Origin of the sequence: Kangiella koreensis DSM 16069 (assembly GCF_000024085.1) — a bacterium.
GTDB lineage: Bacteria > Pseudomonadota > Gammaproteobacteria > Enterobacterales > Kangiellaceae > Kangiella > Kangiella koreensis.
The window spans coordinates 1,919,141-1,936,215 of the sequence record NC_013166.1; the positions used below are offsets into that span (position 1 = coordinate 1,919,141).

The window sequence follows — 17,075 nt, forward strand, 5'->3', positions numbered from 1 at the left end:
GCGTATGCTTGAAAATTAAACAACCACCCCAATCTTGTTAAAACACAATGAAGAATAAAGACTTATGACCGCTCTCTATATCGTTCTCGCTGCTTCTGCATTTGCCATTATCTGGATTGTCACCTCAAACCAGCGTAAGAAACGCAAAAGACAACAGATAGTTAGCCAACCATTCCCCAAGGAATGGCGCCAGATCCTTCGGAACAATCTCCCCTTCTTCTATAAGATGCCGACAGATTTACAGCTTCAGCTTAAAGACAAGATGCAGATCTTTCTTGCCGAAAAAGATTTTATCGGACGTAAAGGCCAGGACATTACCGATGAAGTCAAAGTCACTATCGCCGCTCAGGCGTGCATGCTACTGCTCAATCGTGCCACCGACTTTTACCCTTTCCTTAAAACCATCGTGGTTTACCCAGCAGCATTTATTACACGCCACAATCACTATGATGCCTCAGGCATCCAAAGCGAAGAACCACGCGTTTTACTGGGAGAGTCATGGAATCGTGGCCAGGTCATTCTGTCCTGGACTGACTCCGCCAATGGTGGTGCCGATTTTGAAGATGGCCATAATCTAGTGATTCATGAGTTCGCCCACCAGTTGGATGGCGAGTCAGGCGTGACCAACGGCGCACCACCCTTGTCAGCGGAACAGGATTATGAGCAATGGGCCAAGATTATGTCTCAGGAGTTTCAGGAGCTACAACGCAAAGCCTCTACAGGCGAAAATACGTTGTTAGATAAATACGGCGCTACCAATCCAGCAGAGTTCTTCGCAGTAGCTACCGAAATCTTTTTTGAAAAGCCTCAGCAGCTTAAAGAACTCCATTCGGAGATCTATCAACAGTTTCAACAGTACTACTGCATCAACCCTGCAGAATGGTAACCAGTCCGCATACTGGTTATTTTTTAATCAAAGCAGTGTCCCATTTGCTATAATCACAGGCTTGGCTGACAAGGATCTGGGCCTGCCAGCGGAATAATAATCAAAACCGCAACAGTATCGACTTTTATTAAGCAAATTTGAGTCGATTGAATTATTTATAGTTCAACCTCTTCCTTGCCAGATCGGTTCCATTTTCTTATTTATATCAGGGAGATATGTTATGAAAGTCCGATCTAGAATGTACAAAGCGTTAACCCTAACCTGTCTATCAACTCTTATACTCGCAACTCATGCCGCAACAGCAAGTGAGCAAAAACGCATTCATCAGGCTCGTTCAGCTGCACCACCTTCCGTAAGCGCCGACGCCACCATTGTAGATGGTGATAAAGTTCTGGTGGAAGGCAATAATGGCTGGACCTGCATGCCGGATACTTTTCCGGATGATAACGCTCCCATTTGTGTGGATGGCGTCTGGATGGAAATGATGCAGGCAATGGGCAAAAAAGAAAGCTTCACGGCTGATAAAATTGGTATTTCCTATATGTTACAAGGAGATGCTGGCTCGGGTGTCAGTAACTCGAATCCTCATCATCATGACCATAAAAATGCAGATGATTACGTAGAAACCGGTCCGCACTTAATGATCATAGTGCCAAAAGACATGTTAGAGGGCATCACTGACGATCCATCGGAGGGTGGGCCTTATGTCATGTGGGGGGACACACCTTATGCTCACATCATGGTTCCGGTAGAAGACTTGAAGAAAAAGAATTAGTAGCAATCAGAAAAAGCCCACTTCAGTGGGCTTTTTTACACATACTGTCCTGCGGCATAACCGCTGGCCCAGGCCCATTGAAAGTTAAAACCACCCAGATGACCCGTAACATCAAGAACTTCACCAATAAAATACAGGCCAGTGACTTTTTTGGCTTCAAAGGTTTTCGATGACACTTCGTCAGTATCAAGGCCACCCATAGTTACCTCAGCGGTGCGATAACCTTCTGTGCCCGTCGGCTTAAGCTGCCAGCTCTGCAGTTGTTCAGCGATAACCTGCAAAATTTCGTTAGATAATTCTGCCAATGGCTTTTGCACATAATCAGCGAACCAGATTTCGCACAATCTATCGGCCAGTTTTTTTGTCAACTGCTCAGCAAGCACTGTGTTGATATGAGCCTTCGGTCTTTCCTGCTGCAATTGCTTTAAGTGTTCATACAAGTCCACATCAGGAAACAAGTTGATTGAGATAGCATCGCCCGGTTGCCAATAGGAAGAGATTTGCAAAATCGATGGGCCGCTTAAGCCGCGATGGGTAAAGAGAATGTTTTCGCGGAAAGACTGTCCATTACAACTAACCAGCGCATCGGCTGATGTGCCGGACAATCCGTCAAATTGCTCAAGTAATTTTGGGGTCAGAGTAAAAGGCACCAGTGCCGCGTAAGTCGGGAAAAGCTTTAAGCCAAATTGCTTAGCAATATCATAACCAAAGCCGGTCGCGCCCATGGTTGGAATTGACAGGCCACCCGTGGCAATTACCAGTGACTGACAGTGCCACTTGCCCTGGCTGGTTTGAATGATAAAACCATCATCCACTTTATCCACTTGTAAAATCGAGCATTCGGTACGAACTTCGACACCAGCCTGCGCACACTCGTCCAGCAACATGTTTACAATATCCTTAGCTTTGTTATCGCAAAATAACTGACCGAGCTTTTTTTCATGATAAGGAATGCCGTGTTTTTCCACTAAAGCAATGAAATCCCATTGGGTATAGCGACTTAAAGCTGATTTACAGAAGTGCTGGTTGTGCGAAAGGAAATTAGTTGGCTCCGCATAATAGTTGGTAAAATTACAACGTCCGCCACCCGACATCAGAATTTTCTTGCCGACTTTATTGGCATGATCAAGAATCGCAACCGAACGGCCACGCTGGCCTGCCGTTATGCCACACATCAAGCCCGCAGCGCCAGCGCCGATGATTATCACGTCTTTCTTTTGCATTCCCCAGCCTTATGAACTCAAACGATAATAAGCATTTACAAAAATCATGCGACAGGATCTTACCACTTATGGCATGATCACGGCATAAATTTCAGAAAAGTAACGCTTCACTATGGCTTTTATTATGAGCACCCCAGTATTGTACGCCCTATGCGTTCTGATCTGGGGCAGCACCTGGTTTGCAATCGAGTTTCAACTCGGCGTTGTGCCTCACGAATACTCTTCGTTTTATCGCTTCGGACTTGCATCCTTATTACTCTTTGCTTTCTGCTGGTTTAAAAAGCTTCCCATGCGTTATGGCTTATTGCAACACGCCTGGCTTGTCCTGATGGGAATCACCTTTTTCGGCCTTAATTACCTGCTGGTTTACGAAGCGCAGGAGTACCTGACTTCGGCAATGGCCTCAGTCATATTCTCAGCGGTCCTGATCGTGAACATCTTCAATTCGTGGCTGTTTTTCAAAGCCAAAATCACCGCACGGGTCATTATCGGTTCAGCTTTAGGCTTGATCGGCATGGTGATGATTTTCTGGAACGAACTGACTGACTTCACGCTGGAAAATGCCAAACTGTATGGCTTATTAATTGCGCTGCTCGGTGTACTTTGCGCATCGATCGGTAATATGGTTTCGGTCCAGACTCAAAAGTACGACATGCCAGTCATTCAAATGAACGCCTATGCCATGGGTTATGGTTCCCTGTTCAGTTTGATTGTTGGCCTAGTTCAAGGCAAAGCTTTGATCTACGACATGGCGTTGGGCTACTCCATTAGTTTAGTCTACCTGTCAGTATTTGGTTCGGTGTTAGCTTTTGGTGCCTACCTGACTTTACTGCGACGTATTGGTATCCATAAGGCCACTTACGCGGTGGTGCTTTTCCCTGCGGTGGCCTTAATTATTTCGACCTTCTTTGAAGACTTTATCTGGACCTGGATTATCGCCACAGGCATTGTGCTAATTGGACTGGGAAATGTGTTTGTGATAAACCGAGAAGACATCAAGAAACAATAAGGGAGTCATCATGCTTGAAGACAGCGTACACAAAGCAACCGTCACCAATACATTAGAAGACGGACTCTTCTGCAATATTGATGCTGATGGTCATAAACTGGTCGGTGATGAACCTGAAGAACGAGGTGGACACGACAAAGGACCGACCCCCTATCATTACTTGGCAACAGCATTAGGCACCTGCACCGTCATGACTTTGAATATGTACGCCAATCGCAAAAAGTGGCCTGTAGACCAGATCAAAGTGGACGTTATTCACAAGAAAATCAAAGCCGAAGACTGCGAGGACTGCGAAACCGAAAAAGGCTTTGTCGATGTTTTGGAGCGCCAGATTAAAGTGACCGGTGATTTAGATCGTGAGCAGCAGGAAAGAATGCTGGAAATTGCCAATAAATGCCCAGTGCATAGAACCTTGATGGGCGAACTGAAAATTCGCTCGAAACTAGTTTGTAAGGTTGGCTAATACGTTTTTGTACGGACAAGTCATGACTTGTCCCTACCATCTTATTTCATATACAAACCTAAGGTTGGTTTAATGATAAAATTCGAGGTTAACTCTTAGGTCGACGCACTAATCCAAAAGCACTCAGCAATAGCAGTAACAACCAGTGCAGAGCCCCACCACCACCGCTAGATTGCGGTTCTGATAATGTCAAATTTTGATTCGACACTTTGAGGCTATATGAGGAATCTGTGCCCCCGGAGTCCCCTTTTTGCCCGTTGGAGTTTTCATAATTGGTCCATGCTCCAGCACTCCAGTCAACCGCAGTTCTAGGATCGGCATCCAATGCTAATCCAGCCAAATCTTGCACCCCGATATTAATCTTGAGATCCGTGGTGCCGCTATTTGAACTAACAGGGATATCAGTTGGTAGTGTAAAGTCGACCTTAAAAGCATCATCGAGATAGTTATCGAAAGTGAAACCCTCAACATCCTCGTTTAACCAATGGTTTCTACTGACACTGATTGTACGCGTAAAATTGCCACTTCCTCCATTGCCGCTTATGCTCACAGAAGGCGCCAAGGTTACTGATTGGCCTGTGTATTGACTGATAGCGCCGGAGGCGTTTCTCACTCGCATGGGCTTACTGAAACTGACATACAAGGAATAGGTTTGCCCCCCTCCAAGTGTATTGTTGGTGGTCACATTCAAGCTTCTGCTTGAACCGCTGGTCCAGGCTGCCGCATAAACATCATTAGCTTCACTATCTACCAACCGAACTTTAGTGACATAAGCCGGACCAGCCTGATGATAAAGCATCAGCATTTGGGCTGGCGCAAGTTGATCTCGAGTACGTGCAATTTCACCATCCGGCATAATAAAACCTGAATGGCTTGCCCCAGTACCACCATAAAAAGCGCCTCCACTAGGTTCGTTAGCAAACCCCTGAGGTGGTTCGAGCTCTAAGGTCCAGGTTGGAATTAAATCAGTAAAGGCAAAATAATCAGCGGTTGATGGAATACCGTTACCAACCTGACTGATTACCGGGAAGTAATCTGCGCCCTGTGCCTTTGTTGTGCTTTGAAATTTTGAAGCCAAGCTTTTAGTAATTGTATTGAGCCTGCTGTTGCTGGGTTGTGGTACAAACAATACTCGTGAAAAAGAATGAGTATCCTGATAAAAGCGAAGACGACTCCTTGGACCTAGCTGAGCTGCAGCTAACAGTGCTTCACTTTCTGCTTCAGACTGTGCTGAAGCCCCACCGTAAATCAAACTGCTAGGACTGCTATTACCAGGCTCAACGCCGAAGAAAACACTGCCATTGCGATTCAAATCCACGCCTTGAAGGCGATCACTTTCGGTTGATAAAACTTCATCAACATTAGGCATATTTTTGCGCCGCATTCGACCATCTCGAGGCTCTGCAAACTTCTGCGAAGGCGTTGAGCTTGAATTGGTTCCGGGAGATTGAGTCACTTCAGTAGGGAACCGCTGGGTTTGCAAAAAACCATCGATATTTAGGACGGGTAAAATAACGATGTTAGTATTATCCAATAAATATTGGACAACACTCAGGTCGTTTTTCCTTTCCGTTAGTTGCTCCATGAGCTCAGTAACCACTTCTGGACTCTGCCACTCACGAGCATGGATCGTGCCGTTAATCAGAAAAGCAGGCTCAGGCAAACCATCAACAGTATGGTTATCGCTATCACTGAAGCGATAGACGTAAATATCACGATTATTCGCGGTTTGACCAACCACACTACTTCTTACTTCAGCATGAGTTACTGCCAAGGCCTGGTGTTGGCTGTGTAAGCTATCATAGGTTCTAAATCCATCGACACCGGTTAAAGAATCAACAGGAATAGGAACGGGATAGCCAATTGCTAATTGATTACTTGAATTAGTATTTTCAGTATAGCTTAAAACCTCTGCTCCAACGCCTGTTGAACCCATGACTAAAGCTGAAGCTATCATGCATCCTGTTAATTTAACCATGAATTCACCTCCGCTTTGATATCTTCAAACTGAATATAATCCTGCTCAAGAATATCTCTCAGATGGGCTTTAGAGTCACGAGTATTAGCCAGCTTTAGGGCTAACAAGCAATTCGCAACTGCATATCGAGAAGAACCATGTTGCCTTAGAAAATCTACGATGTTCGAATAGTCTGAACTCTCTCTAATTAATTCGGATAAGGCAAAAGCACTACTTGAGCCTAAAGTTTCATCTGCAAGATAAGAGTAAAGAATACTTCTATCAAGTACAGTTTGAGGAAGCTTGCCATACTCAATGAGAGCCTGTGGCGCTAACTCTGTTCGATTCAAAATTTGCTCTTTTAATAAAGCCTCTCGCTCATGCTCTGAAAAGTACTGCCCAAGACGGCTTAATAGCTGATGTTTTAAATGGGATTTATGTGGCGAGCTCAATAAGGCTTCAGCTGCTTTGTAACTACCGTTAGTATCAACTATTGACTCTAATAATTGCAAACTATTGGGATTTGCATGAGTTTTATAGCTATCCACCAGTAAATCTGCTGTCGGCATAGACAAAGAAGTCGCCTCTTGTAGCGCGCTTTTGGCTGCTTGCAGATTGACTGAATTGTTGGTGCTTATTTCAGCGAAAAGTATTGGCTGGGTTTGTAGTAAAGTAACAAGCTCTGGCTTCTTAGAATGAACTTCACTCATGAATAACTTATGTTGGGCCAACGATGAAATATCAAAGATGGGCACAGCAATAGGGCCCTCAGGATGCTGCTTATAAGCCGTAACTTTATGGATTGTGGCCTGCTTTAAAAAATTAATATCATGCTCAGACAGTTGCTCCGAATTCATACCACTAATTTTCTTAAAAAGCAGATATTCATTAACTAGGGAATCTTCCCCGCCTCTCTTTAGAACTGCATCACTTTGCCCTTTTACCTGGGCTATGCGCTCCTCTGTATAGACTTGATTCGAGGGGACTTCTGATATTAACAAGGGGCCAGTTTCAGCCGCACTTAAATTGCTACCATAGGATAACCCGATAGCAAAGCAGAGCATAGTTGCTTTAATATTGATCATTTCAACACCTTACCTTGGCAAGTAGATACCAACTAATGTTTAGACCGCAACTGCCCTACTAAGTTTAAGTGAGCTTCATGGGGTCTAATATTTTCTCCAACTCTTTTTGAGAAAGAGATGTTAATTCAACGGCGACCTCTAATATGCTTCTCTCTTCCTTTCTAGCTTTATATACAATTTCAGAGGCTTTTTCATAGCCAATTTCGGGAGCTAGAGCTGTTGCCAGAATAGCATTTTTACTTAACTGAGATTCTAAATATTCTTGATTGACTTCAAAGTGAGTAATAGTCCGTGCTAAATGTTCTGCTGAAGTTGTCGCCAGGTGTAATGACTGCAACAGATTATAAGCAATCACTGGCAACATCACATTAAGCTGAAAATTACCGGACTGAGCGCCGATGGTAATGGTCGTATTGTTTCCCATAATTTGCGCAGCAGCCATCGCCACTGCTTCAGGAATCACTGGGTTGACTTTACCTGGCATGATGCTGCTTCCGGGCTGAATCGCTTTTAGCTTTATTTCACCCAGGCCACTGACTGGCCCACTGTTCATCCAGCGCAAATCATTGCTGATTTTCATCAAGGCCGTAGCCAAAGTATTTAAAACACCTGAAAGCGCCACGCTGGCATCTTGGCCGGCAATGCTGGCAAAAGTGTTTTTAGTTTTGCTAAACGGCAGTCCGCTGTGTGATTTTAATTTCTGAGCAAACAAAGTTCGGAATTTTGCAGAGCTATTAATCCCGGTGCCAATTGCCGTACCGCCTTGAGCGAGTTGTGCAACTGTCGGCACGATTTTTTGACAGGCCTCAACGCTGATCTGAATTTGATGCGCCCAGCCAGACATTTCTTGCTGCAAACTCAAAGGCATCGCATCCATCAAATGAGTACGACCCGTTTTAATCACTTTCTTGTGCAGCTGTGCCTTATTTTCGATAGTCGATTTAAGTGTTAACAAGGCAGGAATTAATTCATGCACTAAAGATTTTGTCGATGAAACAGCAATAGCAGTTGGGATCACATCATTGCTACTCTGCCCCATGTTCACATCATCATTAGGGTGAACTTTAAGTTTTGAATTTGAAGCCAGGTGCGCCACCACCTCATTCACATTCATGTTAGTGCTGGTGCCCGAACCGGTTTGGAAAATATCAAGAGGAAAATGATGGTGATTAACTAATTGGTCTTTACGAATTTTCTTGATGGCTTTAGTAATCGCCTGGAGTTTATTTTTGGCAAGAAGTCCAAGCTCATGGTTGGTTTCTGCTGCTATCAGCTTGATATCAAGAATACTGTCGATAAATGCCAAAGGCATTTTAAGATCACTGATCTTAAAGTTGTCCAAAGCGCGCTGAGTTTGTGCAGCATACAGCGCATCTTCAGCAACCTTAACTTTGCCCATGCTGTCCTTTTCAATGCGAAAGCTCATTATTACTCACCTCGTGTTCATCGGAATCCAGTAATACTTACAAGGTAACAGGCCAGACAGCAAAAATTCAACTCAATTAATCTTTAATGCTTAATAATGCGGTGGGATTTCGTCTGCTGGATTAAAAGGCTTGTCGGGTAATTGCGAACGCATGTCATCAATTTTTTCACCAAGGTGCATAAACCGACGCTCAAGCATACGGATCACTTCATCTTGCTTAGTGACCATTTTATTTAAATGGTCGATAGTATCTTCCTGAAAGGCAACCTTAGATTGCAGATCATGGATTTGTTCTTGTAAATCGTCGATAGAACTCATAGCTGTCTCTTCAAAAAGGGTATTAAAGAGTGCAGCTTAATGCACTCTTTAATCATCCAATGTTATGCCTGCTTCAATTTTAGCATACGGGTTCCGATAAAGAAGGTTACCAGCCCTATTGCAGTCAAAATAGCTAGCGGCGTCATCATTTCAACATAACTAAAGTCACGCCAGATAGCGCCTTCGAACGCCAGAATAGCCCACTTTACAGGACTGACATGACTCACCGATTGCATCCAGCCTGGCATAGCGAATAGCGGAATCATGGCACCACCAATCATCCCCATCAGAATCAGGAAGGCATTGGTCATACCGGCAACCGATTGTTCTGTTTTGGTTATTGATGCAAAAAACATCATGACACCAACGAAACAAATTCCAGCAGCCAAAACCGCTAACACCAGTTTTATAAAATCAAAGCGCACATCCAGTATAAAGTAAGCAATAGTAAACAATAGGGTTACCACCATTGCTTGGGCTGCAAAACAACCCAGCGCCTTGCCCGCCAGGATTTGAGTGCGACTAATTGGCGCCATTGCTAAACGGTCTATAGTACCCAAGGTTTTTTCGCGCACTAGACTGATCGCAAAACCGATCACACAACCCATGATGGCCCAAATTACACCCTGCGGAATAGTAATTGAATAAGCATTGCGGGGTCCTGTTTTTTTCACCATCACTTCTTCTTTGGTGATTTTCAGCGGCATCATCGGATTATCACCATCAGAACCGAAGCTTAATCCCGCGGTTTCAGAACCTTCAGGTTGCTTAGCAAGTTCCTGCTCGGTTAGCTCTTTAAACTTGGGCAAATAATCGCTCAACAATGATCTCCACTCTTCTGGCATATCATCACTTTGCTGAATATCATCTATAGAGAAATCCAGTTGTTTAATCATTTCATTAGCATCCGAGAATGCTAACTCAAAGCGCTTAATACCCAGCTTCATCAAGGAGCCTTCCAAATAGCCAGCTTCGGCTTTTCGTGCCGGATCAATACCAACCAGAATTTCAGGAGGTTCTCCGCTAAAGATCCCACCGTAATTTTCGCCAAAACCTTCAGGCAAAATAATAAATGCAACTTGCTTACCAGTACGAACTAACTCTTTAGCATTTGCTTCATCCGTTTCGGTGACAACAAACTCACTTGCCTCGGTAAGCTGTTGTACAAAAGCTTGCGATTTTTCAGTTTGGTCTAAATCAGTCACAGCAATTTTTAGACCTTGAGAACCACCACCACTAGAGAAAATTGAGCCGAAGAAAAAGGCAAACAGTAAAGGGAAAACAAAAGTAAAAAATACTGCCATCTTGTCCTTGAACAGTAACTTCAAATCTTTTTTCATTAAGGCTATAACAGCTTTCATCATTAATCCCTCAGTTGTTTGCCAGTTAAATTCAAAAAGACGGTTTCAAGGTTGGGTCGTCGTAAACTTAAATTCTCTACCGTATTCATACCTTTCAAACGCTCCATCAGGTCATTAACCGGATTTGCCGTCATAAAGCTCTCATCACCATGCTCCGAGCGGATATTGACGCTTGAGTGACCGCCGTGTTGCTCAATGAGCTCATCAACCGTTCCGAGCGCCAACAACTGACCTTTATCAACAACACCAACACGGTCGCAAAGCTTTTCTGCTTCCTCCATGTAATGGGTGGTATAGATAATCGTTTTGCCTAAATCTTTTAGCTCTAGAACACTTTCAAATAATTTATTCCGTGACTGGGGATCGACACCGGCAGTTGGTTCATCCATAAAAATAAAATCGGGATCATGCAACAAGGAGGCTGCTAAATTTAAGCGACGTTTCATACCGCCGGAATATTCACTTACCGTATCTTTGGCGCGATCCTGCAAGCCCACAAACTGCAATGACCATTCCATACGCTCAATCTTGGTCTTTGCAGATAAGCCATATAAATCCGCAAAAAAGCTCAAGTTGTCTAGTGCCGATAACTCTTCATACAAAGCAATCGATTGTGGGATCAGACCAATCTTGTGTTTAGTCGCTTTATCAGTAGGTTTTTCACCATTGAGCTGGACAGTGCCCATATCAGGGCTAATAAGGCCGCACATCATTGAAATGGTTGTGCTTTTACCGGCGCCGTTAGGTCCTAACAAACCAAATATATGCCCCTTTTCAATGGTAATCGAAAGATTGTCTACAGCTTGCAAATCGCCATAGCGTTTAGAAATACCCCGAACTTCAATCATCCCTTCTCCTAACTTATTGTTTTAGTTGCTTATTAATAGATCGTTAACTTAGTTTAGATGCAGCAAACCAGCAAAAGGTTTAGTGCCATTATAAATTTAAACAACATTTTTTCGCTTTCTTGCCACTGCCGCAAGGACAGGGATCATTTCTAGAAATCTTTACTACAGTTTTTGGCTTAAATTCACCATCGGTATACAGCCATCGGCCAGACTGTCTTACAAAGTTAGAAGCCTCGTGCAGACAGTGCAGCTTATCCTTATCCAGGAAATAAGCTTTAAACTCCACCACACCTGAATCGCCATCCTGCTCCGCTCTGACAACCTCAAGACCACACCATTGAGTAGATTTAGCACTTTGGGTAAAGTCTTCCACCGAAACATTACCTCGAAAATCGGCATGATGCGAATCATAAATATACTGACCCAAGCCATAGTAATAAGCGCTGTACCGCGAACGCATCAACTGCTCAGGTTTTTCCGGCAAAGCATTACCTAAATGAAAAGGCTCACAACAATCACTGTAAGCCAAAAGTTTAGTGTTTTCTTTTATGCGGCAGGGGCAACTAATGGTCATAAGCAATACCAAATTTTAATAATTATAGAATTCATGCCTTGCCGGCCTTTTCCCGGTGTGGGCAACCTGGCCAGCAACAAGGTCTTCGTTTGCCATTTTTAAGATCATTGGCAACGCGTTCAATTCTACGCTGTCTAGTTTCGGTTTTTTTGGCATCCTCCACCCAGCAGATCCATTCATTTCGTGCCAGTTCAGTAATATCTTCCCAAAACGTTAGAGCCTCAAGGTTATTCACCAAGGTATCCAATAAATCGTTAGGAAGCTTATGAACCACTCCACCGGATACTTTTTTATGGGTGGTTGTTTTTGTAGACATACAAAATTCCATTTCAGCTATTGGCAATATATTCGCACTTTAACAGCGAAATAATATTTATCCAATAAACAAGCCGACAGCCAGCAATACAGGTATTAAAAGAGTCACAGCAACATTCATGCCCATTGCAGGAATTAATTGAGAGGCATCCACTTTAAAGTTCTTAGCCCCATGAAACGCTTTCCAGCTCAATGGAACTGTTACTAATGCGAGCAAACAGTACACTGGCAATATTTTTGCCAACACACTTAAAATTACAGTTAGGTAAGCAAGAAGATAAAAGCTACCTAATGCCCAAGCGCTTTTTTCAAAACCTATAACAATGGGTAAGTGTTTGCGCCCAATTGATTTATCGGCTTCAACATCGGGGAACTGATTGAGTAACAGTAAACCACTGACTAGAAAAGTTGCAGGTAGAGATGCAACGAATGCTACTAAGCTGTACTCACCGGTTAAAGCAAAGTGTGTTCCCATAATCATCAAAATACCAAAACCCAGACCTGGTGCAATCAGACACAACCAAGGATTATAAACCCACCAGGTGGTATAAGTGATGAGGAGAAATAATCCCAAAATACCAATCGGTAATAATTTCCAACCAAGTATAGTCGCAAAGTAAAGGCCAACAATGGCAGTTATGAAAAAAGAAACCCAAGCAAGCCACAAGGCCGCTCTGGCCAGATTAGGATTAGCCTGTAATGCACCACTGCCACCACTGAAAGGTGTGCGTATGGTTTTAGAATCTAAACCACTCTTGTAATCAAAATATTCGTTGAACACATTGACACTGATATGTGCAGACAAAGCACCAACAACGACCAACAGCACATGCAAACCATTTAGCGTACCCATTTGCCAATATGCAGTACCAACACCAACCAATACACATGCTGGCGTCAGCAGGAGAAAAGGTAGGCGCATTGTGTTAAGGAGCGTTTTAAGAGTAGTCAAAGCAAGGTCTCAAATTTTCTATTGGGGAAACCATAAGCTGGCCCCTAAAAGATTGCAATGAAATATTAAAGCTATGAAGAGCAGATCCTGAATCAAGTTCAGGATGACAAGATATTAGAGTTAATTCTTTAGATTGTAATCTAAATAGTGTCATTGACTGCCGATCCAAAAATTACTTAACGGAAGTTAGAAAGTATGCTCTTTACAAATTCGTGGGCTACAGATCACAAGCAGTATCAGAAATCGTTTGAACTCACAGATATGTCATCCTGAACTTGATTCAGGATCTGCTCTTTCCTTCAGGGTTAAACCTGCCTTCACAACTGACTAAGAGGCGATATCAATCCAAAGGTCTTCCCATTCAGGATTAACAGTCTCAATCAGCCCTATCTTCCACTGGCGTTTCCAGCCTTTAAGCTGTTTTTCACGCTCAATACATAATTTTATATCGATGGATGACTCAAAGTAGACAAGCCGTTTAGTTTTATATTGCTTACTGAATCCATCAACTAAACCTTCTCGGTGTTGATGTACTCTCTTTATGAGATTACCTGTTACACCAATATAAATTACACCACCCTTTCTCGACGCCATTATATAGACGTAATATTGCTTCATAGTAAGTCCTTTTACTATTGCGTATTTATAATTGTTTATTAATATCTTTTGAAAAATCCTTCCTTCAGGAAAATCACCTACTTCTCCGGCAATTCACAATAACCAAACATGCAGCGGGCTTTAATTTCATCGCGTATGGGATCCGGTAGTTGCTTTTCCCAATCTCCTTGCCCTAGCGGGATTTCTTTGGCGATGTTACGCGCGGAGATATGAAGGTTTTCATCGTTCCAGGTTTTGGTAGCGACGAGGTGTTTGTTTTCGGTCAGGTGTTTTAATAAGTATTGAGTATTGTCTGCAACTTCGACGTTGTCGAGAGTGACTAACTTGCCACCAATTCGAGTTGGGTACACATAGACATTGGTGTTGCCTGAAAATAATTTACCCATGGCTTCGAGAATACCGCCTTCAAGACCATCATAATAGGACTCATTAAATAGCTGATCGAAGTCGAGGATACTCAATACGATACCAATTCTATTTTGCGTGTAACGGCGCATCCAGGAACGCAAACGGAAGAAACGTAGGTAATCGGAAATCAGTACGTTGTAACCAAGTTTATTGAGCAAGTCGACTCGTGCCAGAAAACCCGTATCATCCGTTTCACCATCATTGGCCAGCTCTGCCATGGTGATTTCCGCAACCGTGAACACTTCATCGCCCTGCACGCCTTCTTCTTCCAGAAACTGCTTCATGGCAGCCTGAGTCATATCCACATGTACTTTGGTTGGTGGCTTAAAGGATCCACGAATGACCAATACGTCTTTTTTACGCAACATGCTGCCAGGAACTTCTGAACTGCCTTTTGCATCGAACATTACCGCTCGGCAACACCAGGAGCGAACCAGGTGTAAGTTCATCAGACGGTTTTCGACTGTTTCAAAGGTGTGGCCAGCAAAGTGAATGAGATCGACTTCGATACGTTTCTGACCAAAGTCATTGACCAGATTGTCGAGTAAGGATTCGATAAAAACTTTTGGGTCTTTGTGGTAATGAAAAGCGCCATAAACCACATTAACACCGAAAATACCCAGTGCCTCAGATTGCTCTTTATTGGTTTCATCAAGCATTCGAACGTGCATAACGATTTCGCTGGGCGGTGCTTTGGGCTCCAACTGCATGCGAATTCCAATCCAGCCATGACATTCATTCTTCTGGCTGTAACTGCGGGCAGTTACTGTTGCCGCATAACTGAAATACTGGGTATCTTCAGAGCGCACTTCATCCAGTCGCGAATGCAAAAGATCATATTCATGCACCAGCATCTGCTCAACGCGCTCACGACTAACATAGCGCCCCGCCTTACCATAAATATCATCGCTGACCTGCATATCGTAAGCAGACATGGTTTTGGCAATGGTACCTGCCGCAGCGCCCGCTGAGAAAAACTGACGCGCGACTTCCTGACCCGCGCCAATTTCAACAATGGTTCCGTACTGAGTAGGATTCAGATTGACCGCCAGGGCCTTCTGTTCGGTCGTTAGGGTTTTATCGTGTTCAACCACAATTTATTCCTTCTCGGTAATCACTTTAAATTCGGTTTTCAGTTCTGCGATAAATTCTGCCAGCGTCTGGCTCATTAAAACTAAATCGGCGTCCAATCTGGCGTAAGGTTCGATATCGTCGATCTCTTCGTTTTCTTTAAGCAATTCATCGTCGAACTTAATGCTTTTTATCAGCATATCAGACTGAATCACTGCATTAAATTGATCTTTATAGCGAATGCCGAGCTTTTCTACCCAGTATCCATCTTCCAGTAAATCATCAATCAGCGGATTCGACTCTTCGCTGTCCTTGAATTTTGCCACGCGGTCATTCTGTGGATCTTTAAACTCGTACTGTCCGGTTAAGGTCCAGTCATACGGCAGGCCATCTTTCAACCAACGATTCATAATTGCTGAAGGACTTTCTTCGCCCATCAACCGAACGGCGCCCAGCGTGCCGAGGCTATCAATCAATAACTCGATAAAGCTATCCGCAACCGCATTACTGCCTGCGTTGATGACCAATAAATTATTACGCGGGTCAATATAGCCATAAGTATGGCTTGATTTGCTCAAGGCTTTCGGCTTTAACAAACTGAGAATATCGTCTTTCAGCGCGGTTTTTTCCTTGCCGAACACCTTACGCCCTTCTTCCGCCTCAATCGTTGAGACACGCTCTTCCAGGGTTTCTTTGACCATGCTGGCCGGAATCACCTTCTGCTCTTTGCGCAGGCACAGCAAGATACAGCCATTGGCTGAATGAACCAGGTGCTCAAACTGACGATTGAGCGGAGAAATCCAGCCTAAAGTTTCGGTATCCTGCCTGCCAACCGAGCTAAAGCGTTGATTTTCAAGAAGCTCTGCAAGCTCTTCGGGTGAATGTTGAAACGATGATGTGAGGTGATAAATATAACAATTACGAAACCACATGAGGACTACATTTGCGCAAGAATTAGGGGGCGTATTATGGCGAAGTTCGACCCTATCCGCCAGAGTTAGCAACAGGCAAATTGCTGATTCAGGGGACTCAAATCAAGGAATTGGCCGAAAAGCCTTTAATTTCAACAATCCATCCCCACATAGCTAATTGATTCGCAATTTAGGAAATTACAATGTCTACTCCAGACTTCACGTCAACAGAAGCCAAAGCCTCCTACGGTATTGGCCTACAAATGGGTCAGCAAGTGAAAGGTGCTTTTGAAGGTGTATCAATCGACGCCGTTGTTAGCGGTATCCAAGACGCTTTCGCTGGCCAAAACCCTCAAATTCCAGCCGACGACATTAACGCTGCTTTCATGGAAATTCAGGAACGTCTTCAGGCCCAACAAGCTGAAATGGCGAAAAAGTACGCAGCAGAAGGCGAAACCTTCTTAGCAGAAAATGCCAAGCGCGATGAAGTGACTGTGCTTGAAAGCGGTTTGCAATACGAAGTTATCACTGAAGGTTCTGGCGAAAAGCCAACTGCTGACTCAACCGTTCGTACTCATTATGCAGGTACTTTGGTTGATGGTCAGGAATTCGACAGCTCATACAAGCGTGGCGAACCGGCTGAATTTCCGGTCGGCGGCGTGATTAAAGGCTGGACTGAAGCATTACAAATGATGCCTGTTGGTTCTAAGTGGAAACTTTATGTTCCATACCAGCTAGCTTATGGCGAACAAGGTGCTGGCGGCGCAATTGGCCCGTTCCAGGCTTTGATATTCGAGATTGAGTTACTTGATATCGTTTCATAAACGGCTGTAATTCTCTCTCTCTTTCTTCATTAGCAAGAAAGCAGAAAGAAA

The 17,075-nt window shown here is 43.8% G+C and carries 18 protein-coding genes; 5 read left to right on the forward strand and 13 right to left on the reverse strand.

The annotated features are described in order from the left end of the window. The first annotated feature begins 64 nt into the window (after positions 1-64). Together KKOR_RS08885 and KKOR_RS08890 are read left to right on the forward strand one after the other, a co-directional pair. Positions 65-886, forward strand: a complete 822-nt coding sequence (locus tag KKOR_RS08885; RefSeq protein ID WP_015780789.1) for a M90 family metallopeptidase — start codon at positions 65-67, stop codon at positions 884-886. Between the two features lie 220 nt (positions 887-1,106). Further along, complete coding sequence (locus tag KKOR_RS08890) at positions 1,107-1,661, forward strand: hypothetical protein (RefSeq protein ID WP_015780790.1); 555 nt, start codon at positions 1,107-1,109, stop codon at positions 1,659-1,661. A 35-nt stretch (positions 1,662-1,696) separates the two neighbouring features. Here KKOR_RS08890 and KKOR_RS08895 read toward each other — a convergent pair whose 3' ends face one another. Next, entirely contained in the window at positions 1,697-2,884 is a 1,188-nt protein-coding gene (locus tag KKOR_RS08895; protein WP_015780791.1) for a BaiN/RdsA family NAD(P)/FAD-dependent oxidoreductase, read from the reverse strand. A gap of 124 nt (positions 2,885-3,008) precedes the next feature. Here KKOR_RS08895 and KKOR_RS08900 point away from each other — a divergent pair, with 124 nt between their 5' ends. Together KKOR_RS08900 and KKOR_RS08905 are read left to right on the forward strand one after the other, a co-directional pair. Continuing rightward, positions 3,009-3,893 (forward strand): DMT family transporter, encoded by an 885-nt coding sequence (locus KKOR_RS08900; RefSeq protein ID WP_041296201.1) that lies wholly within the window; start codon positions 3,009-3,011, stop codon positions 3,891-3,893. A gap of 10 nt (positions 3,894-3,903) precedes the next feature. Then, positions 3,904-4,356 carry an OsmC family protein gene (locus tag KKOR_RS08905; RefSeq protein ID WP_015780793.1) on the forward strand — a complete coding sequence of 151 codons (453 nt, stop codon included), beginning with the start codon at positions 3,904-3,906 and terminating at the stop codon, positions 4,354-4,356. A gap of 88 nt (positions 4,357-4,444) precedes the next feature. Here the strand turns inward: KKOR_RS08905 and KKOR_RS08910 are convergent, their stop codons facing one another. From KKOR_RS08910 to KKOR_RS08965, 12 genes are all read right to left on the reverse strand, one after another. Then, entirely contained in the window at positions 4,445-6,334 is a 1,890-nt protein-coding gene (locus KKOR_RS08910) for a M14 family zinc carboxypeptidase (RefSeq protein ID WP_015780794.1), read from the reverse strand. Continuing rightward, positions 6,322-7,398, reverse strand: a complete 1,077-nt coding sequence (locus KKOR_RS08915; RefSeq protein WP_015780795.1) for a hypothetical protein — start codon at positions 7,396-7,398, stop codon at positions 6,322-6,324. Before KKOR_RS08915 ends, KKOR_RS08910 begins: the two co-directional genes overlap by 13 nt. A 64-nt stretch (positions 7,399-7,462) precedes the next feature. After that, positions 7,463-8,827, reverse strand: coding sequence for a class II fumarate hydratase (locus KKOR_RS08920; RefSeq protein ID WP_071818311.1), 1,365 nt, complete (start codon positions 8,825-8,827; stop codon positions 7,463-7,465). A gap of 87 nt (positions 8,828-8,914) precedes the next feature. Continuing rightward, positions 8,915-9,142, reverse strand: a complete 228-nt coding sequence (locus KKOR_RS08925; protein ID WP_015780797.1) for a SlyX family protein — start codon at positions 9,140-9,142, stop codon at positions 8,915-8,917. Between the two features lie 62 nt (positions 9,143-9,204). Next, positions 9,205-10,506 (reverse strand): ABC transporter permease, encoded by a 1,302-nt coding sequence (locus KKOR_RS08930; protein WP_015780798.1) that lies wholly within the window; start codon positions 10,504-10,506, stop codon positions 9,205-9,207. After that, the gene (locus KKOR_RS08935; RefSeq protein WP_015780799.1) at positions 10,506-11,351 is read right to left on the reverse strand and encodes an ABC transporter ATP-binding protein; all 846 of its coding nucleotides are present in this window, start codon (positions 11,349-11,351) and stop codon (positions 10,506-10,508) included. The genes KKOR_RS08930 and KKOR_RS08935 overlap by 1 nt, the downstream gene beginning before the upstream one ends. 88 nt (positions 11,352-11,439) lie before the next feature. Further along, entirely contained in the window at positions 11,440-11,925 is a 486-nt protein-coding gene (locus KKOR_RS08940; RefSeq protein WP_015780800.1) for a YchJ family protein, read from the reverse strand. A 31-nt stretch (positions 11,926-11,956) separates the two neighbouring features. Next, complete coding sequence (locus KKOR_RS08945) at positions 11,957-12,241, reverse strand: YdeI/OmpD-associated family protein (protein ID WP_015780801.1); 285 nt, start codon at positions 12,239-12,241, stop codon at positions 11,957-11,959. Positions 12,242-12,298: 57 nt separating this feature from the next. Beyond that, positions 12,299-13,162 (reverse strand): prenyltransferase, encoded by an 864-nt coding sequence (locus KKOR_RS08950; protein ID WP_015780802.1) that lies wholly within the window; start codon positions 13,160-13,162, stop codon positions 12,299-12,301. Between the two features lie 357 nt (positions 13,163-13,519). Further along, the gene (locus KKOR_RS08955) at positions 13,520-13,810 is read right to left on the reverse strand and encodes a GIY-YIG nuclease family protein (RefSeq protein ID WP_015780803.1); all 291 of its coding nucleotides are present in this window, start codon (positions 13,808-13,810) and stop codon (positions 13,520-13,522) included. Positions 13,811-13,887: 77 nt separating this feature from the next. After that, positions 13,888-15,312 (reverse strand): hypothetical protein, encoded by a 1,425-nt coding sequence (locus KKOR_RS08960; RefSeq protein WP_015780804.1) that lies wholly within the window; start codon positions 15,310-15,312, stop codon positions 13,888-13,890. 3 nt (positions 15,313-15,315) lie between these two features. Beyond that, complete coding sequence (locus tag KKOR_RS08965) at positions 15,316-16,221, reverse strand: recombination-associated protein RdgC (RefSeq protein ID WP_015780805.1); 906 nt, start codon at positions 16,219-16,221, stop codon at positions 15,316-15,318. Between the two features lie 182 nt (positions 16,222-16,403). Between KKOR_RS08965 and KKOR_RS08970 the strand changes: the two genes are divergently transcribed. Then, positions 16,404-17,024 (forward strand): FKBP-type peptidyl-prolyl cis-trans isomerase, encoded by a 621-nt coding sequence (locus KKOR_RS08970; protein ID WP_015780806.1) that lies wholly within the window; start codon positions 16,404-16,406, stop codon positions 17,022-17,024. The last annotated feature ends 51 nt before the right edge of the window (positions 17,025-17,075 follow it).